23 protein-coding genes are annotated in these 20,756 nt (G+C 69.9%); 17 read left to right on the top strand and 6 right to left on the bottom strand.

Annotated elements, in window-relative coordinates; translation table 11 throughout:
* Positions 1–29: 29 nt before the first annotated feature.
* Together QSK34_RS20950 and QSK34_RS20945 are read right to left on the bottom strand one after the other, a co-directional pair.
* Positions 30–719 carry a DUF5667 domain-containing protein gene (locus QSK34_RS20950; protein WP_285585947.1) on the bottom strand — a complete coding sequence of 230 codons (690 nt, stop codon included), beginning with the start codon at positions 717–719 and terminating at the stop codon, positions 30–32.
* Between the two features lie 81 nt (positions 720–800).
* Positions 801–1,436, bottom strand: coding sequence for a sigma-70 family RNA polymerase sigma factor (locus tag QSK34_RS20945; protein WP_030456154.1), 636 nt, complete (start codon positions 1,434–1,436; stop codon positions 801–803).
* Between the two features lie 166 nt (positions 1,437–1,602).
* Between QSK34_RS20945 and QSK34_RS20940 the strand changes: the two genes are divergently transcribed.
* On the top strand, positions 1,603–3,192 hold the full coding sequence (locus QSK34_RS20940) for a putative quinol monooxygenase (RefSeq protein WP_285585946.1): 1,590 nt from the start codon (positions 1,603–1,605) through the stop codon (positions 3,190–3,192).
* On the opposite strand, the gene QSK34_RS20935 is transcribed toward QSK34_RS20940, so the two are convergent.
* Positions 3,182–3,421, bottom strand: coding sequence for a glutaredoxin family protein (locus QSK34_RS20935; protein ID WP_030456152.1), 240 nt, complete (start codon positions 3,419–3,421; stop codon positions 3,182–3,184). The two genes, QSK34_RS20940 and QSK34_RS20935, sit on opposite strands and share 11 nt — an antisense overlap.
* A gap of 157 nt (positions 3,422–3,578) precedes the next feature.
* Between QSK34_RS20935 and QSK34_RS20930 the strand changes: the two genes are divergently transcribed.
* The 13 genes from QSK34_RS20930 (at position 3,579) to ccsB (ending at position 16,931) form a co-directional block, all read left to right on the top strand.
* Entirely contained in the window at positions 3,579–4,277 is a 699-nt protein-coding gene (locus QSK34_RS20930; RefSeq protein ID WP_030456151.1) for a redox-sensing transcriptional repressor Rex, read from the top strand.
* A complete protein-coding gene (locus tag QSK34_RS20925; RefSeq protein ID WP_161479923.1) occupies positions 4,274–5,554 on the top strand; it encodes a glutamyl-tRNA reductase in 1,281 nt (426 codons plus the stop codon). Before QSK34_RS20930 ends, QSK34_RS20925 begins: the two co-directional genes overlap by 4 nt.
* Positions 5,551–6,456 (top strand): hydroxymethylbilane synthase, encoded by a 906-nt coding sequence (gene hemC / locus QSK34_RS20920; protein WP_285585944.1) that lies wholly within the window; start codon positions 5,551–5,553, stop codon positions 6,454–6,456. The genes QSK34_RS20925 and hemC overlap by 4 nt, the downstream gene beginning before the upstream one ends.
* Positions 6,453–8,033 (top strand): bifunctional uroporphyrinogen-III C-methyltransferase/uroporphyrinogen-III synthase, encoded by a 1,581-nt coding sequence (locus QSK34_RS20915; protein ID WP_285585943.1) that lies wholly within the window; start codon positions 6,453–6,455, stop codon positions 8,031–8,033. Before hemC ends, QSK34_RS20915 begins: the two co-directional genes overlap by 4 nt.
* Before the next feature lie 20 nt (positions 8,034–8,053).
* Positions 8,054–9,040: a porphobilinogen synthase gene (gene hemB / locus QSK34_RS20910; RefSeq protein ID WP_285585942.1), complete on the top strand. Its 987-nt coding sequence runs from the start codon at positions 8,054–8,056 to the stop codon at positions 9,038–9,040.
* A gap of 161 nt (positions 9,041–9,201) precedes the next feature.
* The gene (locus QSK34_RS20905; RefSeq protein ID WP_161479925.1) at positions 9,202–9,825 is read left to right on the top strand and encodes a bifunctional DNA primase/polymerase; all 624 of its coding nucleotides are present in this window, start codon (positions 9,202–9,204) and stop codon (positions 9,823–9,825) included.
* An 11-nt stretch (positions 9,826–9,836) separates the two neighbouring features.
* Entirely contained in the window at positions 9,837–11,129 is a 1,293-nt protein-coding gene (hemL, locus tag QSK34_RS20900; RefSeq protein WP_285585941.1) for a glutamate-1-semialdehyde 2,1-aminomutase, read from the top strand.
* A gap of 188 nt (positions 11,130–11,317) precedes the next feature.
* A complete protein-coding gene (locus QSK34_RS20895; protein WP_285585939.1) occupies positions 11,318–12,238 on the top strand; it encodes a LysR family transcriptional regulator in 921 nt (306 codons plus the stop codon).
* A 71-nt stretch (positions 12,239–12,309) separates the two neighbouring features.
* A complete protein-coding gene (locus QSK34_RS20890; RefSeq protein ID WP_285585938.1) occupies positions 12,310–12,933 on the top strand; it encodes a histidine phosphatase family protein in 624 nt (207 codons plus the stop codon).
* Between the two features lie 244 nt (positions 12,934–13,177).
* Positions 13,178–13,756 (top strand): TlpA family protein disulfide reductase, encoded by a 579-nt coding sequence (locus QSK34_RS20885; protein WP_161479929.1) that lies wholly within the window; start codon positions 13,178–13,180, stop codon positions 13,754–13,756.
* Complete coding sequence (locus QSK34_RS20880) at positions 13,743–14,471, top strand: cytochrome c biogenesis CcdA family protein (RefSeq protein WP_161479930.1); 729 nt, start codon at positions 13,743–13,745, stop codon at positions 14,469–14,471. The genes QSK34_RS20885 and QSK34_RS20880 overlap by 14 nt, the downstream gene beginning before the upstream one ends.
* On the top strand, positions 14,468–16,015 hold the full coding sequence (resB, locus tag QSK34_RS20875; RefSeq protein ID WP_285585937.1) for a cytochrome c biogenesis protein ResB: 1,548 nt from the start codon (positions 14,468–14,470) through the stop codon (positions 16,013–16,015). The genes QSK34_RS20880 and resB overlap by 4 nt, the downstream gene beginning before the upstream one ends.
* Complete coding sequence (gene ccsB / locus QSK34_RS20870; protein WP_285585936.1) at positions 16,005–16,931, top strand: c-type cytochrome biogenesis protein CcsB; 927 nt, start codon at positions 16,005–16,007, stop codon at positions 16,929–16,931. The genes resB and ccsB overlap by 11 nt, the downstream gene beginning before the upstream one ends.
* A 7-nt stretch (positions 16,932–16,938) precedes the next feature.
* Here the strand turns inward: ccsB and QSK34_RS20865 are convergent, their stop codons facing one another.
* Positions 16,939–17,235, bottom strand: a complete 297-nt coding sequence (locus QSK34_RS20865) for a PLDc N-terminal domain-containing protein (RefSeq protein ID WP_202609923.1) — start codon at positions 17,233–17,235, stop codon at positions 16,939–16,941.
* A gap of 305 nt (positions 17,236–17,540) precedes the next feature.
* Here QSK34_RS20865 and QSK34_RS20860 point away from each other — a divergent pair, with 305 nt between their 5' ends.
* Together QSK34_RS20860 and QSK34_RS20855 are read left to right on the top strand one after the other, a co-directional pair.
* Positions 17,541–18,245 carry a hypothetical protein gene (locus tag QSK34_RS20860; RefSeq protein ID WP_285585935.1) on the top strand — a complete coding sequence of 235 codons (705 nt, stop codon included), beginning with the start codon at positions 17,541–17,543 and terminating at the stop codon, positions 18,243–18,245.
* A gap of 10 nt (positions 18,246–18,255) precedes the next feature.
* Positions 18,256–18,495: a hypothetical protein gene (locus tag QSK34_RS20855; protein ID WP_030456136.1), complete on the top strand. Its 240-nt coding sequence runs from the start codon at positions 18,256–18,258 to the stop codon at positions 18,493–18,495.
* Positions 18,496–18,772: 277 nt separating this feature from the next.
* Here the strand turns inward: QSK34_RS20855 and QSK34_RS20850 are convergent, their stop codons facing one another.
* Positions 18,773–18,997, bottom strand: coding sequence for a BldC family transcriptional regulator (locus QSK34_RS20850; RefSeq protein ID WP_030456135.1), 225 nt, complete (start codon positions 18,995–18,997; stop codon positions 18,773–18,775).
* Between the two features lie 240 nt (positions 18,998–19,237).
* Between QSK34_RS20850 and QSK34_RS20845 the strand changes: the two genes are divergently transcribed.
* Positions 19,238–19,444: a DUF4229 domain-containing protein gene (locus QSK34_RS20845; protein WP_285585934.1), complete on the top strand. Its 207-nt coding sequence runs from the start codon at positions 19,238–19,240 to the stop codon at positions 19,442–19,444.
* Here QSK34_RS20845 and QSK34_RS20840 read toward each other — a convergent pair whose 3' ends face one another.
* Positions 19,445–20,659: an NHL repeat-containing protein gene (locus tag QSK34_RS20840; RefSeq protein ID WP_285585933.1), complete on the bottom strand. Its 1,215-nt coding sequence runs from the start codon at positions 20,657–20,659 to the stop codon at positions 19,445–19,447.
* Positions 20,660–20,756 lie beyond the last annotated feature (97 nt).

Below are 20,756 nucleotides of genomic sequence, written 5' to 3'. Positions count from 1 at the left end.
TTCGCCCGGTTGCCCGCGCATGAACAGCGCTAGTTGCCGGCGGGTCCCGCGTAGCCGTCGATCAGGCTCAGGTACTCGGTCGCGATCTCGCGGTTCTCGGCGTCGAGCTTCGGCACCATCTTCTCGACGACCTTCTTCTGCTCCCGGGCGAACCGGCGCACCTTCGCGGGCGGCTTGGTGGGCTGTTTCACCTTCTCCAGCGCGAGCCGCGTGGTGCTGTCCATGTCTTCGAGGGTCTGCTCGATCAGTTCCGCGCGGTCGGGCGTGGCGGCCTTCAGCAGTTCGGCCGCCTCGGCGGCGCGCGAGCGGGCCACCGTCATCTGCCGGTCGGCGCGTTCGGCCTCGCTGCGGGTGAGCGTCAGCAGCGTCGACTCGGCCGCCCGCTTCAGCGGGTAGAGCACCTCGCCCGGCCCGGACGAGTAGGTCACCGTCGCCACCGACATGGTCGCCGTGACCATCGCGCCGAGCGCCAGCCACGGGCGCAGCCGCACCAGCAGGGGCACACGCCGGATGCGCGGCCGCGCGTGCGCAGGTCCGGGACGCCGCGGCGCGGCGCGTTCTTCCTGGTGTGTACGTAACAACTCGGCCCGCAGCTCCTCGCGGAACTCGGCCCGGGGCCCGGCGACCTCGCGGCCGGCGGCCTCACGACGGCCGAGCTCCTCCAGCCGGGCGGCGACACGCGCGGCACGCCGCGCACGCGGAAGACGCCACCACCCCATCGCCAGAGCTCCCGCTCGAAGATCCACCCACCCCTGCGAATAGACCAACGACGCTGCGTCGGAGGGGTTACGGGGTGTGTCTCAACTGAGATCTTTCGGGAGCGACCTGGCCAGCGCCTTGATGGCGCGGAACTGGAGGGCCTTGATCGCGCCGCTCTTCTTGCCCATCGCGGCGGCGGTCTCGGCGAGCGACATGCCGTACAGGAACCGCATGATCACGCACTCCTGCTGCTCGGGGCCGAGCTGCTGGACGGCGCGCATGACGTGCTCGTTCACCATGTTGGTGATCGCGGCGTTCTCGGGGATGTGGGGGCCGTCGAGCGGGGTGTCGAGGACCTCGGCGGTGGACACCTCAAGGCGGCTGCGGCCCGACTTGTAGTGGTCGGTGATCAGGTTGCGGGCGATCGTCACGAGCCAGGCGCCGAAGTCGCGGCCCTGCCAGGTGAAGTCGGAGATGTTGCGCAGGGCGCGCAGGAACGTGTCGCTCGTCAGGTCCTCGGCGAGGGGGTGGGAGCCCACGCGGAAGAAGACGTACCGGTAGACGAGGTCGACGTACCGGTCGTAAAGCTGCCCGAAGGCCTCGGTGTCGCCCGTCTTGGCGCGCAGCACCAGCGTGCGCATCTCGTCGAACTCCGGCGAGACCGCCTCGGGCGCGGGCTGCAACGCTCCAGCGGGGACCGAAGGGGCCAGCCCGGCTAACGACCAACTGTTCAGCATCCGGATATCCCATGGGAGAGGGGAAGTCGGCGTGCTCGCCACTCTAGAAATCTCCCATAAATTACACAATGAGGGTGGTCTCTGTAATCCCTTCCGTAACGGACGCTTCCGACGAGTCCCGCTGGCTGGGCGTGTGGACAGGGACAGGCCATAGAGTTGGTCCGTCATGGAACTCGTTGTCGCAGTCATCGCGTTCGCGGGGGCGATCCTCGCCGCGATCACCACAGGCGTCCTGGTCGGGCGGATCCGCGAGGAGTCCTCCGGCTGGCTCGTGGCGTGGGCGATCACCACGGTCGCGGTGTGCCTCGGGCTCGGCGCGATCGCCATCGGCACCCTCCTCGGGTTCGGCCCGCTGACCTTCCGCGTGTTCCAGATCGGCGGCGCCCTGCTGGCGCCGCTGTGGCTGGCCGCTGGACTGATCCAGCTGCTCGCGGAGTCACGGTCCGCCCGGCTCGCCGGCTGGCTCCTGGTGGGCGGCCTGAGCTTCGTCGGCGTGGTCATCATGACCCTCGACCCGGTGCAGAGCGGCTTCGACAAGACGCTGCCGATCGCCGCCGACAAGTGGGACATCCCGCCCGAGTGGTTGCTGCGCGGCGTCCACGTGCTCGCGCTGGTGATCCTGTTCGTCGCGCTGATCGTCGCGCTGATCCGCATGCGGTCGGGTGACGACTACGACGCCGACAACATGAACGCGACCGTCGTGCTGGCCCCCATCGGCATGGCCGCGATCGGCTCCCAGCTCTTCCTGGTGCAGGGCATCTTCGTCGCGGCGCTGCTGGCCGCCATCCCCGGTGGCGTCTGGTACGCCGTCAACCGCCCCCTCGCCCCCTACGACGACGAGGAGGAACCGGCGCCGCAGCAGCAGGGCCCGCCGAGTGGCCCCATGCCGGTGCAGCCGCAGCAGCCGGTCTGGCAGGAGCAGAGCCTCGGCCGCCGCGTGGCCGGCATGCCGCCGCCGCCTCAGCAGCAACCCATGGCCAGCCCCATGAGCGGGCCGATGAGCGCCCCCATGGGCGGTCCCATGGGCGGCCCGCCGATGCCCACCACCGGCCCGCAGCCGGCGGTCCCGCCCGCGCCCCGTTCGGGCCTCGGCGACCTGGTCGCCGAATACCGCGCCGGCGAGCAGCAGGGCGGTGGCTTCGACTACGCCTCCCGCATGCAGCCCCCGCCGCCGCAGCAGCAGCCGCCCCAGCCGCCGCTGCCCCCCGACTTCGGCGCCCCGGCGACCGGCACCTTCATGGCCGCCGACGCCTTCAACCCTCAGGCCCCCGAATACGCCATGCCGGTGCCGCCCCCGACGGCGTCAACCGAGTTCCAGATGCCGAACACCGGGGTGCTCTACCCGGGTCAGGTGCAGGCCGCCCAGTCGATGGCGGCGGCGCAGGTCCCGGCCCCCACGACGGCGACCGGTTCGGTCCGGCCCTCACCGAACATCTACGGCATGCTGACCGTCTTCACGCTGATGGACGGCGCCGGCGAGGCCTTCGACCAGCTGGCCGAAGACACCGTCGAGCAGGTGCTCCGCAACGAGCCCGACACGCTGCTGTTCGTCTGCCACGGTGTGAAGTCGGCCCCGCTCCAGCGGCTGGTCTACGAGCTCTACCGCGACCAGACCGCCTTCCACGACCACCAGCGGCAGGCCCACATGGAGCGGTTCGCCACCGAGCGTCAGCCGCTGGTGCTGGCCACGAATGTGATCGAACTCACGGTCAACGCCGCCAAGGTCGTGCCGCTGCCCACGACCTTCAGGATCTGAGCGCCTGCCGCAGCCGGTTCTCGTCGACCCGCCAGTAGTCGTGCTGCACGCCGTCGACCAATGTGACGGGAATCATCTCCCAGTATTTCTCCAGGTCGGCGGGGTTCTGCGTGATGTCGCGCTCGTCCCATTCGACGCCGAGTTCGGTCGCGACGCGCTCGATGACGGCGCGGGCGTCGTCACACAGGTGGCAGCCGGGTTTGCCGAGCAGCGTGATGCGGTGAGCCATATGCCTACCGTATGGGGCGGATTCGAGACCGGCGGCCAGTCCTGACACCCTGGAAGTGAGCACGACAAGGGGGTCGCTCGACTTTGTGCATCACTTCACAAAGGCACTAACCTGGAAAGCGGCCCCGAAACCGATTCCCCCTCAGGAGTGCCGGCCTGTGATCCGCCGAACCCCGCAACAACCGCGTGAACGCGGCATCCCCGACGCGACCGTCGCTCGGCTGCCGCTCTACCTGCGTGCGTTGAACGGTTTGGCCGAGCGGGCCGTAGCCACAGTCAGTTCCGAGGATCTCGCGGTCGCGGCGGGGGTCAATTCCGCCAAACTGCGCAAAGATCTGTCGCATCTGGGCTCTTATGGAACACGGGGCGTCGGCTACGACGTTCAGTACCTCATCTACCAGATCTCCCGCGAACTCGGCCTGACCCAGGACTGGGCGGTCGCGATCGTCGGAGTCGGAAACCTCGGCCGGGCCCTCGCCAACTACGGCGGGTTCGTCTCCCGGGGGTTCCGGGTGGCCGGGCTGCTCGACGCCGACCCGGAGGTCGTGGGCGACCACATCGCCGGGCTCGTCGTGGAACACAGCGACGAACTGGAATCGGTGATCGCCAAGCGGGGGGTGTCGATCGTGGTCATCGCGACTCCGGCGACCGCCGCCCAGGCGGTCTGCGACCGGGTCATCGCGTCCGGAGTGACGAGTATCTTGAACTTCGCCCCCGTCGTGCTCACGGTTCCTGCGGGCGTCGACGTCCGCAAGGTCGATCTGTCCATCGAACTGCAGATCCTCGCGTTCCATGAGCAGCGCAAGGTGAATGGGGGGCCCGTAATGGGCGAGGAATGGGCGGGGGAGGTCTCATGAGTCTGCTGATCGTGGGGCTGAGCCACCGGAGCGCGCCGGTCTCGGTGCTCGAACAGGTGGCCATCTCCGGCGACGCCCTGGTGAAGCTCCTCCACGACGTGCGGCAGGACGCCCACGTCGCGGAGGCCATGGTGGTCTCCACGTGCAACCGGGTCGAGGTCTACGCCGAGGTCGACCGGTTCCACGGCGGGGTGTCGGCGATCACCACCCTGCTCGACCGCCACGCGGGGGTCGACCTGGCTCCCCATCTCTACGTCCACTATGAGGACCAGGCCGTACACCACCTGATGTCGGTGGCCTCCGGGCTCGACTCGATGGTGGTCGGCGAGGGGCAGATCCTCGGGCAGATCCGGGCCGCGCTGCGCCTGGCCCAGCAGGAGGACGCGGTCGGCTCGATCCTCAACGAGCTGGTCCAGCAGGCCCTGCGGGTCGGCAAGCGGTCCCACAGCGAGACCGGCATCGACCGCGCGGGCGCCTCCCTCATCGGCGTCGGCATCACCCTGGCCGAGACCGTGCTCGGGCCCGTCGAGGGCCGCCGGGCGCTGGTCGTCGGCGCGGGCTCGATGAGCGCGCTGACCGCCGCGACCCTCGCGCGGGCCGGCGTGACCGAGATCGTCATCGCCAACCGGACCTTCGAGCGGGCCGAGCGGCTCGCCGAGACCGTCGGCGGCCGGGCCGTGCCGCTGTCGGAGATCGCCGCCGAGCTGGCCACCGCCGACCTGGTCGTCTCCTGCGTCGGCGCGGGCACCCGCGTGATCACCCCCGAGATGATTCCCGCGCGGCGGGTCCCCCTCTTCCTGCTCGACCTCGCGCTGCCGCACGATGTCGACACCGCCGTCCGGGCGCTGCCCGGGGTCACCCTGGTCGACCTCGAAGACATGCAGCAGTCGGGCGCCGGGTCCGACGGCGGCCGGGCCGCCGACATCGCGGCCGTACGCCGGATCGTGGCCGACGAGGTCACCGCTTACCTCAACTCCGCGCGCGCGGCCAAGGTGACGCCTACTGTGGTGGCGCTGCGCAGTCGCGCGGCCCAGGTGGTCGAATCGGAACTCGGCCGGCTCCACTCGCGCATGCCCGATCTCGACGAGCGTCAGCGCGACGAAGTGGCGCAGGCGGTCCGGCGGGTGGTCGACAAACTGCTCCACGAGCCGACTGTGCGTGTCAAGCAGCTCGCTGCGTCTCCGGCAGGCGATCATTATGCGGAGGCGCTGCGCGAACTGTTCAACCTGGACCCGAAGGCGCCCGACGCCGTTTCCCGGATGGAGATCGAGCAGTGAACCTGAGGCTGGGCACCCGCAAGAGCCTGATGGCGACCACGCAGTCGCAGCAGGTGGCGGACCGGCTGACCGAGCTCACCGGCCGTGCTGTCGACCTCGTCGGGATCACCACCTTCGGCGACGTCAGCAAGGCCCAGCTCTCCCAGCTCGGGGGCACCGGCGTGTTCGTCAGCGAGCTGCGCGAGAAGCTGGCCGCCGACGAGATCGACTTCGCGGTCCACTCGCTCAAGGACCTGCCGACCACCCCCGACCCCCGGCTGGTCCTGGCCGCGATCCCGCTGCGCGACGACCCGCGCGACGCGCTCGTCGGCGCCCGCAAGCTCGCCGATCTGGCGCCCGGCTCCCGCGTCGGCACCGGTTCGCCGCGCCGCATCGCGCAGCTGCGGCTGCTGCGCCCCGACCTCGACTACGTCCCGATCCGCGGCAACGCCGACACCCGGATCGGCAAGGTGACCTCCGGCGAGCTCGACGGCGTCGTGCTGGCCGCCGCCGGCCTGGCGCGGCTCCGGCGCGACGACGAGATCGCCAACTTCTTCGACACCGACGAGATGCTGCCCGCCCCCGGCCAGGGTGCGCTCGCGGTGGAGTGCCGGGCCGACCGGCCCGAGCTGATCAAGCTTCTGAGCACGCTCGACGACGCGCGCACCCGTGACGCCGTCGTCGCCGAGCGTGCCGTTCTCGCGGCGCTGGAGGCGGGCTGTTCGGCCCCCGTCGGCGCCTATGCCGTCGATGACGGCCACACGCTCACCCTGACCGCCACCGTGGTGTCCATCGACGGCGCCGCGGCGGTGCGCAAGTCCACCACCGGACCCGTCTCCTCGGCCATGGAACTCGGGCGCGAGCTCGCGGCCACCATGATCGCGGAGGGGGCCGGGCAATTGATGGGAGAGCAGGCCCATTGACCACATCAGAGCATCATGAGCATGGCATCGGGGGCTTCGTCGCCTTCGTAGGAGCTGGTCCCGGTGACGAGAACCTGCTGACGCTCCGGGGCGCCGATCTGCTGTCCAAGGCCGACGTCGTGGTCGTCGACCGCGAGTCGTACGGCCCGCTGCTGCGGCACTGCCGGGCCGGCGTCGACGTGCGTGACGTCGTGGCCGACCCCGGCGCGCTGGTCGGCGCGGTCGGCGCGGCCAAGGCCGGGAAGCTGGTCGTCCGGGTGTGCCCCGGCGACCCGTCGTTCTTCTCCTCGGTGTCCGAGGAGGTCGCGGCGTGTTCGCAGGACGAGGTCGACTTCGAGATCGTGCCCGGTGTGCCGCCGGCGACGGCGGTGCTGACCTACGCGGGCATCCCGCCGGCGTCGTCCGGGCCGGAGTTCCGGATCGTCGACGCGAGCCAGGTCGACGACTGGTCCAAGCACGCCTCGGTCGAGGGCACGCTGGTGATCTACAACGGGGTGGCCGAGGCGCCCGCGATCGGCAAGGCGCTGATCGCCGCGGGCCTGCCCGACTACACCCCGGTCGCGGTGACCAGCGACGGCACCACCACCGAGCAGTACACCGTGGTCTCCTCGCTGGGCCGTCTCGGGCCCGACCTGAAGCACGCCGGCATGACCGAACCGGCGCTCGTCGTGGTCGGCGACGCCGTCGGCCAGCGTGAGAAGCACTCGTGGTTCGAGACCAAGCCGCTGTTCGGCTGGCGGGTTCTGGTGCCGCGTACCAAGGAACAGTCCGCCGGCCTGTCGGAGCAGTTGCGGAGCTACGGCGCGGTGCCCGAGGAGGTGCCGACGATCTCCGTCGAGCCGCCTCGCACCCCGCAGCAGATGGACCGCGCCATCAAGGGCCTGGTCACCGGCCGCTACGAGTGGGTGGCCTTCACCAGCGCCAACGCGGTCAAGGCCGTCCGCGAGAAGTTCGAGGAGTACGGCCTCGACGCCCGCGCCTTCGCGGGGCTGAAGGTGGCCGCCGTCGGCGAGGCGACCGCGAGGGCCCTGGTCGAGTTCGGGGTCAAGCCCGACCTGCTGCCGACGGGCGAGCAGTCGTCCGAGGGGCTGCTGGAGGAGTGGCCGCCCTACGACTCGATGCTCGACCCGATCAACCGGGTGCTGCTCCCGAGGGCCGACATCGCCACCGACACGCTGGTGGCGGGCCTGACCGAGCTCGGCTGGGAGTGCGACGACGTGACGGCCTACCGGACCGTCCGGGCCGCCCCGCCGCCCGAGGAGATCCGCAACGCCATCAAGAGCGGCGGCTTCGACGCCGTCCTGTTCACCTCGTCCTCGACGGTGCGCAACCTCGTCGGCATCGCCGGCAAGCCGCACAACGTCACGGTGATCGCGGTCATCGGGCCGCAGACCGCCAAGACGGCCGAGGAGTTCAACCTGCGCGTCGACGTGATGGCCGACAAACCCTCGGCCTCGGCCTTGGCCGCCGCACTGGCGGAGTATGGTGCCAAGCAGCGCCAGGCGGCCGTCTCCGCCGGCGAGATCCCACGCCGCCCCTCGCAGACCCGAAGGGGTGCCCGGCGACGTCCCAAGTGACCTCAGAAGGTGGTTTTCGCATGAGTGCCGAGTTCCCGGTCGCCCGCCCGCGACGGCTGCGCCGGACCGCTCCGCTGCGCCGGATGGTGGCCGGGACCCGGCTCCACCCGGCCGAGCTGATCCTGCCGATGTTCGTCAAGGAGGGCATCACCGAGCCGGCTCCGGTGGGGTCGATGCCGGGGGTCGTCCAGCACACGCGCGAAAGCCTCCGCAAGGCCGCCCACGAGGCCGCTGAGGCCGGGGTGGGCGGCGTCATCCTGTTCGGCATCCCGGCCGTCAAGGACGGCCGGGGCTCCGGCGCCGACGACCCCGAGGGCATCGTCCAGCTCGCCCTGAACGATCTGCGGAGCGAGGTCGGCGACGCGCTGGTGATCATGTCCGACACCTGCCTCGACGAGTACACCGACCACGGCCACTGCGGCATCCTGACCGAGGCCGGCGAGGTCGACAACGACCTGACCCTGGAGCGTTACGCCGCCGCCGCGGTCGCCCAGGCCCGCGCGGGCTCCCAGGTGATCGCACCCAGCGGCATGATGGACGGCCAGGTCGGCGCGATCAGGGCCGCCCTCGACGCCGACGGCCACGCCGAGATCCCGATCCTGGGCTACTCGGTCAAGTACGCCTCGGCGTTCTACGGCCCCTTCCGCGACGCCGCCGAATGCGCCCCCCAGTTCGGCGACCGCAGCGCCTATCAGCAGGACCCGGCCGGCCCGGTCGGCGAGGCGCTGCGCGAGGTGCGGCTCGACCTCGCCGAGGGCGCCGACGCCGTCATGGTCAAGCCCGCGCTGGCCTACCTCGACATCCTGCGCCAGGTCAGAGACCTGGTCGACGTGCCGGTGGCCGCCTACCAGGTGTCGGGGGAGTACGCCATGGTCGAGGCCGCCGCCGCCAACGGCTGGATCGACCGCGACCGCGTGATCATGGAGTCGCTGATCGCGATCCGCCGCGCGGGGGCCGACCTCATCCTCACCTACTGGGCCACGGAAGTGGCCCGGCGGCTGGGCTGACTCGACGCTTTGTCATCGGGTGGATTCAGAGCGCGAACCACGGCCGGACTTCGGCCGTCCACGGCCCGCTTTCCTGGGGTCGCCCTGCGAAGATCCGGTCGGTCCGGGCATTATCGGGGGCAACAGCCCGTTTTTTCTCTGTGGGGGAGGAACAGCATCTGATGGTCGGGGTCCCGCTCGCTCGCCGCTCCAAACGCCGCGCGCACCGAATACCGCACCGGCTCGAAGCGGTGGTCGACTACGCCCGGCTGGGCTGGGCGAGCTGTCTGGGAGCTCATCCGCTGCGTGAGGGGCAGCGGGCGTGCTCGTGTGACCGTGTGGGCTGTCCGGATCCGGGCGCCCATCCGCTGTCGCCGGCCTGGCGCATGCAGGCCACGACCGACACGGCGCAGCTCACCCGGTGGTGGGAGCAGGAGCCGGAGGCGAATGTGATCCTGCCCACCGGACGCGTATTCGACGTGTTCGACGTCCCGGCGGACCTCGGGATGTCCGCCCTGACCGCCATGGAGTCTCCAGGCCCGGTTGCCGCAAGCGGCGACCGGGTTCTTTTTTTCGTGGCCACGCGCGGCAACCCCGAGGACGAGGACGAGTGGTGGACGTCGTCGATCGACCACGCTCCCGAGACGATCGAGTCGAATCCGGGGCTGCGCTGGCACTGCCGTGACTCCTACGTCCTGGCGCCGCCGTCGTCGCTGGTCGGCGGGGGGACGGTGCGGTGGCTCCGGCCGCCCGACGGGCGTCCGCTGCCCGATCCGCTGCGCGTGCTGGACGTGCTCGCCGACTAGGCTCGGTGGCCGTGAGTCGTACCGATGAATCAGCGGCCCTGTTCGCGCGGGCCAAGGAGATCGTGCCGGGTGGGGTCAACTCGCCGGTCCGGGCGTTCAACTCGGTGGGGGGCACGCCCCGCTTCATGGCGTCCGGACAGGGTCCCCACATCACCGACGTCGACGGGAACACCTACGTCGACCTGGTCTGCTCGTGGGGGCCGATGATCCTGGGCCACCGCCACCCGGCGGTGGTGGAGGCGGTCACCCGGGCGATGTCGGGCGGGTTCTCCTTCGGCACGGCGACCGAGGGCGAGGTGCTGCTGGCCGAGGAGATCGTCTCCCGGGTGGCGCCGGTCGAGAAGGTCCGCCTGGTCAGCTCGGGCACCGAGGCCACGATGAGCGCGGTACGGCTCGCGCGCGGCTTCACCGGCCGCTCGAAGATCGTCAAGTTCGCCGGCTGCTACCACGGCCACGTCGACGCCCTGCTGGCCTCGGCGGGGTCGGGCGTGGTGACGTTCGGCCTGCCCGACACCCCGGGGGTGACGGGCGCGGCGGCGGCCGACACGCTGGTGCTGCCCTACAACGACCTGGCGGCGGTCGAGGAGGCGTTCACGCTCCACGAGATCGCCGCGGTGATCACCGAGGCGTGCCCGGCGAACATGGGCGTGGTGCCGCCCGCCGAGGGCTTCAACCGGCGGCTGAAGGAGCTCTGCGCGGCCAACGGCGCGCTGCTCATCGTCGACGAGGTGCTGACCGGCTTCCGGGTCTCGGCCGAGGGGTGGTACGGCCTCGACCCGGTGGACGCCGACCTGATGACCTTCGGCAAGGTCATGGGCGGCGGGCTGCCCGCCGCCGCGTTCGGCGGACGGGCCGACGTGATGGCCCGGCTGGCCCCCGAGGGCCCGGTCTACCAGGCGGGCACCCTGTCGGGTAACCCGCTGGCCTGTGCAGCCGGTCTGGCGACGCTGCGGCACTGTGACGCCGACGTCTACGCGCGAGTCGACGCCGCCGCGCTGGCCCTCGGCGACGCCGCGTCCGGCGCGCTCGCGGCCGAGGGTGTTCCCCACCGGCTGCAGCGGGCCGGGAACCTGTTCTCGATCTTCTTCACCGAGGGGCCGGTGACCGACTTCGCGTCGGCGAAGACCCAGAACACGGCCGTGTTCACCGCGTTCTTCCACGCGATGCTCGACCAGGGCGTCTATCTTCCCCCGTCGGCCTTCGAAGCCTGGTTCCTGTCGTCCGCCCATGACGACGGGGCGCTGTCGAAGGTCGTCGACGCTCTCCCGATCGCGGCCAAGGCCGCGGCCCAGGCTGCGGGTTAGGCGCTCCGGGCGCGGTTCTTGGCGCGCGATTGGCGAGCGTTGGTGGCCAGGGTCTCGAGGTAGGAGACGCGGGCGACGGTGGACTGCTTCGTGAAGAGGTTGTTGATGATTCGCATGTCTTCATGATGCAACGCTTAATAGTTGAGGACAAGCGAGATTTTCTTGGGTGGACCCTTTAGACTGACTACATGTTGGACTTGCACCGCTTGAAGGCCCTGTACGCGGTCGCCACCTACGGCTCGGTCGGCGCGGCGGCCGAGGCGCTGATGGTCACCCCGTCGGCGATCTCCCAGCAGCTCGCGAAGCTGGAGAAGGAGACCGGCGCGGTGCTCGTCGAGCGCAACGGCCGGGGCGTGAAGCTCACCGACGCCGCCGGGCTGCTCGCCGAGCACGCCGAGAAGATCCTCGCCCTGGTCGAGACGGCCGAGGCCGACTTCGAGGCGCTGCGCGGCGCGGTGGTCGGGCGGCTCTCGATCGCAGCCTTCCCGACGGCCGCGCGCGGCATCTTCCCCGCCGCGCTCAAGCTGCTCAACGAGCAGCATCCCGACCTGGGCATGCTGTTCTGGGAGCGGGAGCCCGAGCGGCAGATCCGCGAGGTCACCCGAGGTGAGATCGACCTGGCGGTGGTGCAGGACTGGCTGAACCGCCCGATGGCCATCCCCGAGGGGCTCTCGCGCGCCGCCCTGCTCGACGACGTCGCCGACATCGCCGTGCCGGCCGAGCATCCGCTGGCCGACCGGCGCGAGATCTCCCTGTCGGAGCTGCCCGACGACCGCTGGATCACCTCGGCGCCGGGCACGGTCTGCCACGACTTCCTGCTGTTCCTGGTGCGGTCGGCGGGCAAGGAGCCCGACATCGTCTGCATGGCCGACGAATACCCGACCCAGCTCGCGCTGGTCGCGGGCGGCCACGGCCACGCGCTGATCCCCAGGCTCGGGCGCGGCGTGCTGCCGGAAGGGGTGCGGGCGATCCCGATCCTGCCCCGGCCGACCCGGCGCATCTACGCCCTATGGCGTACCGACGCGGCCCGCCGGCCGGCCATCCGGGCCGCCGTCGACGCGCTGCGCACGGTGTGCGGCCAGTTGGAGACCACGCTCGAGCTCGTCTGAGGCATTCCGATCAGACTCTTCGGCTGGCCTGACGCCGTCTCGTCATTTCCCGCGAGTAGGCTGGCGCCACCATGACTGAGATGACCGTCGTTCACCTGTTGCGCCATGGTGAGGTCTACAACCCGACCGGGGTCCTCTACGGCAGGCTGCCCGGCTTCCACCTGTCGGACAACGGCCGGGCGATGGCCGACATGGTGGCCAAGTCGATCGCCAACCGCGACATCGTGACCCTGTGGAGCTCACCGATGGAGCGCGCCCAGGAGACCGCCGCACCCTCCGCCGAGGTGCTCAAGCTCCCCGTGGTCCTCGACGAGCGGCTGACCGAGGCCATGAACGTCTTCGAGGGCAAGCCGGTCGCCGGCGACAACCGCGCCTTCTTCCGCGACCCCCGCAACTTCTGGCACTTCCGCGACCCCCGCCGCCCCTCGTGGGGCGAGGCCTACCGCGACGTCGTGGCCCGCATGAAATCGGTCATCGACGACGCCCGCGCCGAGTCCCGGGGCCACGAGGCGCTGCTGGTCTCCCACCAGCTGCCGATCTGGATCATCCGCCTGGCCGCCGAGAGCAAACGCCTCTGGCACGACCCCCGCCGCCGCCAGGCCAGCCTGTGCAGCCTGACCACCTTCACCTTCGACGGCGACCGCCTCATCAGCGTCGGCTACAGCGAACCCGCCGCCGCACTGCTGAAGAACTAGTAAAGATCTCGCTTCACGTGTAGCCACGTCTACTTGTGCCGTGTCCGGGCGCGCCGGCGTCTGGACTGAGGAGCGCAGGAGAGCGAAGCGAACCGGAGCGACGAGGGAAGACGCCGGACAAGAGCGCCCGGACCCGCCGCGCCGGAGGCGCGGCCGTCAAACAGAGAGCGCCCGGACCGACCACCAACCAGGTGGGTCGATACTATGTTTGCTCTACCGGTTGTAGTTCAAGGAGATCTCCTCCATGTCCCCCTTCTCGCGTGCTCTCGTCGCCGTGTGCTCGGTGCTCGTTCTGACCGGATGCGCCGGGAACGTCGGAGGGTCGGGGCAGCCGGAGTCCGACGACACCCGCTTCGTCGCCGGTGACGGCAAGGTCCAGGTCTTCGACGTGGGCGAGCGCAAGCCCGCCCCCGTCGTCGAGGGCCAGACCCTTGAGGGCACGCCCACGAAGATGGCTCCCGGCAAGGTCACGGTGATCAACTTCTGGGCCTCGTGGTGTGCGCCGTGCCGGGCCGAAGGGCCGACGCTCAAGGACGTCGCCGCCCGCACCAAGGCCGACGGCGTCGACTTCCTCGGCATCAACTTCAAGGACCAGAAGGCCGCCGCCACCGCCTACGACGCCCAGCTCACGCCGGGCTATCCGAGCATCCACGACCAGAGCGGCAAGGTCCTGCTCGGGTTCTCCGGCACGGTCCCGCCCGCCGCCATCCCCTCCACGCTCATCATCGACAAGGAGGGCCGGATCGCGGCCCGCGCCCTGGGCGCCGTGAAGTACCAGGCCCTCCTCGACGCCGTGACCAAGGTCTCCAGTGAATCTCGCTGACACCGTCGCCTCCGGGTCGCTGCTGGTCGCCCTGCCGATCGCGCTGCTCGCGGGCCTGGTGTCGTTCCTGTCGCCCTGCGTGCTGCCGCTGGTGCCGGGCTATCTGTCGTACGTGACCGGCATGAGCGCCGACCCCAAGCGGGGGCGTCTGGTGCTGGGCTCGGGGTTGTTCGTGCTCGGGTTCGCCCTGGTCTTCGTGCTGGGCGGGGCGTTGTTCGGCGGGCTCGGGGCGGCCATGCTCGGGAACGCCGAGGTGATCACGCGGGTGCTGGGCGTGGTCACGATCGTGCTGGGGCTGGCCTTCATCGGGATCATCCCCGGGTTGCAGCGCGACTTCCGCATCCACCGGGTGCCGGCCGCCGGGCTCGCCGGGGCGCCGCTGCTGGGTATCGTGTTCGGACTCGGCTGGACGCCGTGCATCGGGCCGACGCTGGCCGTCGTGCTGACCCTCTCGGTCGACCAGGGCAGCGCCGCCAGGGGCGCGCTGCTGGCGTTCGGCTACGCCCTCGGGCTCGGGCTGCCGTTCGTGGCGGCCGGGCTCGCCTACCGCAAGGCGCTCCACACGTTCCGGGCGGTGCGCCGCCACACCCAGCTCATCACGCGGATCGGAGGAGCCATGCTGGTCGCCGTCGGGCTGCTGCTGGTCACCGGTCTGTGGGGCGAGCTCATCGCCGGTCTCCAGGTGTGGATCGGCGGATTCGAGCCGGTGATATGACACTGACCGACGAAGAGAAGACGACCGGCACCGGCCCCGCGGGGCTGGGCGTGGTCGGCTGGCTGCGCTGGGGCTGGCGGGTGCTCACCTCGATGCGCACCGCCCTCATCCTGCTGTTCCTGCTGGCCCTGGCCTCGGTGCCCGGGTCGCTCTACCCGCAGCGCGGGGTCGATCCGGGCGCGGTCGCCCGCTACTTCCAGAACGACCCGACCAAGGCCGAGTGGCTCGACCGGTTCTCGCTGTTCGACGTCTTCACGGCGCCCTGGTTCGCGGCGATCTACCTGCTGCTGTTCCTGTCGCTGATCGGCTGCGTGCTGCCGCGCACGATGGTGCACCTGAAGGAGATCCGGCGCACGCCGCCGCCCGCGCCCCGCAACCTCGCCCGGTTGCCGCACCACGCCGAGATCGAGGGCGACCTCGCCTCGGCCGAGGCCTACCTGCGGTCGAAGCGCTGGCGGGTGACGACCGGCGACGGCTGGGTGTCGGCCGAGAAGGGTCACCTGCGCGAGACCGGCAACCTGCTCTTCCACGTCGCGCTGCTCGTGCTGCTGGTCGCCGTCGGGGTGGGCGGCCTGTTCGGCTACCGGGGCAACGTGCTCGTGGTGGAGGGCGACGGGTTCGCGAACACGGTGGCGGCGTACGACCGCTATCTGCCGGGGTCGCAGGTGTCGCCCGAGGACCTCCAGCCGTTCTCGTTCACGCTCAAGGACTTCCAGGCGACCTACATCGGGCCCGGTCACGAGAAGCAGGGCCAGCCGCTCGACTACTACGCCAAGCTGGCCGTGCAGGATTCGCCCACGTCTCCCGAGCGCGAGGTCACCCTCCGGGTCAACGAGCCCCTTGAGGCCGACGGCGCGCTGACGTACCTGATCGGGCACGGCTACGCCCCCACGTTCCGGATCACCGGCGGCGACGGGAAGGTCGCCTTCGAGGGCGCGGTGCCGTGCCTGGTGAACAACACCTCGACCTACGAGTCGGAGTGTGTCATCAAGGTGCCCGACGCGGCCCCCGAGCAGCTCGCGTTCCTCGGCCGCTTCCTGCCCTCCACGGTGCCCAACGGCAAGGACTGGTTGTCGATCTTCCCGGGCGCGGCCAACCCGACCGTGCAGATCTGGCCGTTCAAGGGCGACCTGGGGCTCGACGAGGGAATCCCCCAGTCGGTGTACGACCTGGGCGGCCACCAGAACCTCAAGCCGCTCGGCCAGATGACCGAGTCGCCGAAGCCGATGGCCGTCGGCGACGTGGCCGACCTGCCCGAAGGGGCGGGCAAGATCGAGTTCACCGGTGTGAAGGAGTGGATCACCCTTCAGACCACCTACGACCCGGGCCGCTTCCCGGCCCTGCTCGCCTCCGGCGCCGCCATTCTCGGCCTGCTGCTGTCCCTGCTCATCCACCGCCGCCGCGTCTGGGTGCGGGTGAGGGACGGAGGGGTCACGGTGGGAGGATTGACCCGCACCGAGGGCGGAGACTTCGGCGAGGAGTTCGCCGAGCTGACGAAAGCCCTGGAACACCACGCTCGCGCAGAGGTGAAGGATGTCTCCTGATCGTTTGGCCACGCTGAGCGACCAGCTCGTGCTGGCCGCAATTCTCCTCTACCTGGCCGCGATGATCGGCTACGCCCTGGAGCTGGCCTTCGGCCGGGTCACCGAGACGGTGAAGGAGCGCCGTCTGGTCGCCGTCGGCGGTCCCTCCGACGACCTCCCCGAACCGGCCCCCGCGCCCGAACCGGCGTCGTGGGCCCCCAAGGCGGGCCTCGTCGGCACCGCCGCCATGTGGCTCGGCTGGGCCGCCAACGTGGGCGGCACGCTCACGCGCGGCCTCGCGGTCGACCGCTGGCCGTGGGGCAACATGTACGAGTTCGTCGTCGCCATGCTGCTCGCGGCCGTGACGGTGTTCCTGCTCCTGCAGCTGCGTTACCCGGTGAGGTTCCTCGGCGCGTTCGTCGGCGTGGTCGCCGCGATCGGCCTGGGCTTCGCGGTCCGCGTCCTCTACACGCAGGCCGGCCCGGTCGTGCCCGCGCTCGACTCCTACTGGGTGGCCATCCACGTCACCGCCGCCGTCGCGGCCAGCGGCCTGTTCATCGTCGGCGGCGTCGCCGCGGCGCTGTTCCTGATCCGCAAGGAGGGCCCGTCGCGGCTGCCGTCGCGGGCCGACCTCGAACGGGTCGCCCACCGGGTCATCGTCATCGCGTTCCCGATCTGGACGTTCGCCGTCATCTCGGGCGCGCTCTGGGCCGACAAGGCGTGGGGTCGCTACTGGGGCTGGGACCCGAAGGAGGTCTGGGCGTTCATCACCTGGGTGGCCTACGCCGCCTACCTGCACGCCCGCGCGACCGCCGGCTGGAAGGGCAAGGCCGCGATGATCGTCTCGCTGATCGCGTTCGCGTGCCTGATGTTCAACCTGGTCGGGGTGAACATCTTCATCGGCGGCCTGCACTCCTACGCCGACGTCAACAAGTAGACGCCGGCTAGTCCTCGTCGCGCAGCTTGCGCTCCAGGCTGCGCAGGAAGTCGGGGTCGTCGTCGGGACCCCTCGGCGCCTCAGGGGGCGGTGAGGGGAGAAGGTTCTGTCCGGGGGTGATCGGTTCAAGCACCGGCCGCCCGGCGAGCAGCCACAACACTCCGCCCATCGCCGGAATCATCACGACCAGAACCCACGCGGCCTTGGGGAGGGTCCGCACGATCTCCGGGGGAGTGGTGATGACGTCGAAGAGGCAGTAGAGCCAGAAGGCCAGCAACGCCAGGCCGACAACCACGTTCGCCATTCCAACACGGTATGCCATCCCGTGGCCTGATCGTGTTGCGTCTTGCATAGCGACCGACGAAGCGGGATGACTCGGACCAGACGGGCATCGTACGCTGCACCGGTACAGCACCTTCCCGACCAAAGAGAGGTGCGATGGCGCAGCAGGGCGACAGAGGCCGCCACCGGCGAGGGAATCGGTGGTGGCAGCGGAGCCACGCAGGGGCCAGCTACGTCTCCCGTCGTGGGGCGGAGGCGACGCAGGAACGCATCGAGACGAAGGTCACCGACCGATGGGCCGATGCGCCGAGGGTCGCAGAGACCCCGGTGACCGCCCCGGTCGTCGACCGCCCGCAGTACACGTGGCGCGACTTCGAGCTGGACGACCAGCCCGCCCGCGCCGAGCCGCACCACCCCGACAGCCCCGACTACCGTGACGGCCGCCGCAACTGCGGCGCCCTGGAGACGATCCTCTACCGGCAGTGGGACGCCATGGACGGCCCCCCGCCCCCCGACGTCATCCGCGCCGTCGACAGCCTCGCCAGACTGCCCGACCGGCTCAAGGAGATGCTGGCGGTCGGCCTGGACGGCATCTACGTCGGCCCGGGCGGCGTCCCCGACCTCGACGACATGGGCTACCTGCGAGGCGCCCCGCTGCCGAGCGGCCGCGCGACCTGGGACATCTGCGCCGGCGCCTACGGCGACCGGAAGATCGTCGTCGGCGACCGCCCGAGTCCCACCCCCGATGTGATGATGCACGAAGTCGGTCATGCGCTGGACGACGTGGACTCCCGTCCGGGAGAGTGGGTCTCGGACTCACCCGAGTTCGCCGCCCTCTACGACGAGTGCATCCCCCACCTGGCCTCCGCCTTCCACAAGCAGTCCGGAGAACTCGGCCGCAAGGAGTTCTTCGCCGACGCCTTCGCCGCCATCGCGTCGAGGCAGCGTCCCGCCCTGATAGACATGCTGGGCGGCGACACCCGCACGGCACTCAACGTCATGCTCTTCTTCAACAGGCGCTACGGAATCTAGAGGTCCCCTGATGTTCGTGATCCGGCTCGCTGACGGCACGCTGCGGGTCCCGCAGTCGTTGACCAGCGACGACGGCCGCCTGATCGGCAACGCGTATGTCGAGATAGCGCCCGGCGAGCCGGACTACGACCAGTGGCTCGAAGAGTCCATCACCGAGGAAGAAGAAGCAGAACGCCGCAGAAGATGGCAAGAAGAGAACGACGCCCTGGAACAAGAATTCCTGGCCTTCAAGGCAGAGCAGGAAAAATAATCGAGCCTCAGCGGCGTGCAATTTCACATGCCACCAAGTGGTCAAATATTCAATCACCAGGCCGGCGCCGGGAAATAATTCAGGCCAGATTCATGAATTGCCGCAGCGCGCCGGCGTCTGGACTGAGGAGCGCAGGGGAGCGAAGCGACCCGGAGCGACGAGGGAAGGCGCCGGGTATAAGCGCGAGGACTGCCGCGCCGAAGGCGCGTCCATAGACACAGAAAAAGGCGCGGCTCCCAGGTTCTGGCCGCGCCTCTCTGCTTCTTCCCGTGAAGCTCTACCCGTTCGGCTTGTCGGCCGTCAGGACGTCTTCTCCACGGAGAAGGGCGTGCACTTCCGACTCGCGGAAACGCCGATGCCCTCCGGGGGTACGGATGCTGCTGATTCGCCCCGCCGCGGCCCAGCGAGTCACGGTCTTCGGGTCGACCCGGAAGAGGGCGGCAACCTCTCCAGGGGTCAGCAGTCGCTCGCTGCTACTCTCCACAATCTCTCCCCCTCGCATCCCGCGTCATGCAGCGGGCGGACAGGTAACCAGTGTGCCGAGCGAAGCCTGATTTATCCGTGGTTTTCAGAGAAGATCACGGGATGTTACCGGCTCAGTGCCCGATTGTTATATGATAGAGCCTCTTTGGGGCGCTCATGGGTGTTTCTTTACGAAAGCGCCGTGATGGGCACACTAGCAGCGCTCGTGCCGGATGCGAAGAGAGTCCGCCATACGGGACAGTGACGTAACCTCTACGGTGTGCATCCGGTAATCGTCTACACGGTGTCCCGCGTGGCCCTGTTCGCCGCCAGCTTCGGCGTCCTCTACCTGCTCGGCCTTCGCACCTTCGTGCTCTTCGTGGCCGCCTTCCTCGTGAGCGGGCTCGCCAGTTACGTTCTGCTGTCGAAGCAGCGGGACGCGGTCAGCGAGAAGATCAGCGAGAAGAGGGGCCAGCCCGAGGGCTAGTCAGGGCATCGGGAACATTCCGACTCGGGCATGGTACTCGTGCCCGAGCTTCGTGGTGTCGCTTCCCACCAAAAGCCCCTTCTTTACCGCGAGAAAGGCCTTCACCCCGATTCCTCTCTCGCGGCCGGGATTGAACCCGAGCGCCTTTCCGGTACGCGGATGGAGCGCCGCGATGCCCTCTCGTGGGACCGCTCCCGGCCCGGCGGAGTCCTTTCCCAGCGGGTTGTCCATCCAGCGTTGGTGGCCGCCGACGTAAACGGCCGCGCCGGTGACCGCGACGCTGTAGAGCGAATCGCCGCCCGTGTGATTCACCCAGGTCGGCTTCACGTTCACGCCTTTCGCGTACGTCTCGAAGCGGGCCGCGGTGTCGCACAGTTTCCCCGTCTTCGGCGCGGCGCCCCCGGTGGTGACGACCACGAAATAGGAACCGTCGGGGGAGACGTCGAGGCCGCGTACATAGGACGGAAAACCGTCGCGGCAATGGGGGGCGTAGGCATTGGTGCGCCACCGGGCGACCCCGCCGGTCTTCAGATCGATCTGGCCGAGTTGGTCGCGGGGCTGGCCGCCGAGGGTGGTGAACGAGCCGTCGAGAATCAACCGGTCTTTCGTCGCGGCCATCGCGTGCACCTTCGGATCGCCTTCCGACCGGCCCCCGCCGACGGCGACGGCGAATGCGGGGTCGACCGCTCCGGTGGAGACGTCGAGGCGGGCCAGCGCGGTGCGCTGGACTCTGCTGATGTGGGAGAAGTCACCGCCGACGTAGAGGTGCGCGCCCCGGCGTACAAGAGAGGTGATCTCACCGCCGTAGGCGGTCGCCCCGAACGACGGGATCGGGGCTCCCGACGGGACGGAGAAGGCGGCGAGGCCCCGGGAGAAGGAGCCGCCGGCGTAGACCGTGCCGTTCGCGCCGGCCGCCAGTGCGTTGACCGGGCCGTCGAGGAAGGGGGCGAAGGGGGTGACCCTGCCGGTCGTCAGGTCGAAGGCGAAGAGGTTGGCGCGGCGGAAGGTGGAGGTGCCCGACTTCACCGAGGAGAACTCGCCGCCGACGACCACGGTGTTCCCGACCAGCGCCAGCGCGTTGACGATCCCGTCGAGGACGTGGGGCGTGTGGTTCACCGGATCGGGCGACACGACCGAGGGGTGACGGACGCCCGCCGAGGCCGGCGTGGCCACGAGCGCGAGAGCGCTTACTGTGATCATGAATCTGGCACGCATGGCCAAGTCCTAGCAGACGCAGAGTAATCAACGCACTACGTTGCGCACATTCGACCGGGCGTGGCATGACGGTGTGTGAGGTCGTCCTAGGCTGGGC

Origin of the sequence: Herbidospora sp. NBRC 101105 (assembly GCF_030269205.1) — a bacterium.
GTDB classification, from domain to species: domain Bacteria; phylum Actinomycetota; class Actinomycetes; order Streptosporangiales; family Streptosporangiaceae; genus Herbidospora; species Herbidospora solisilvae.
This window is presented reverse-complemented; position numbering and strand designations above follow the sequence as displayed.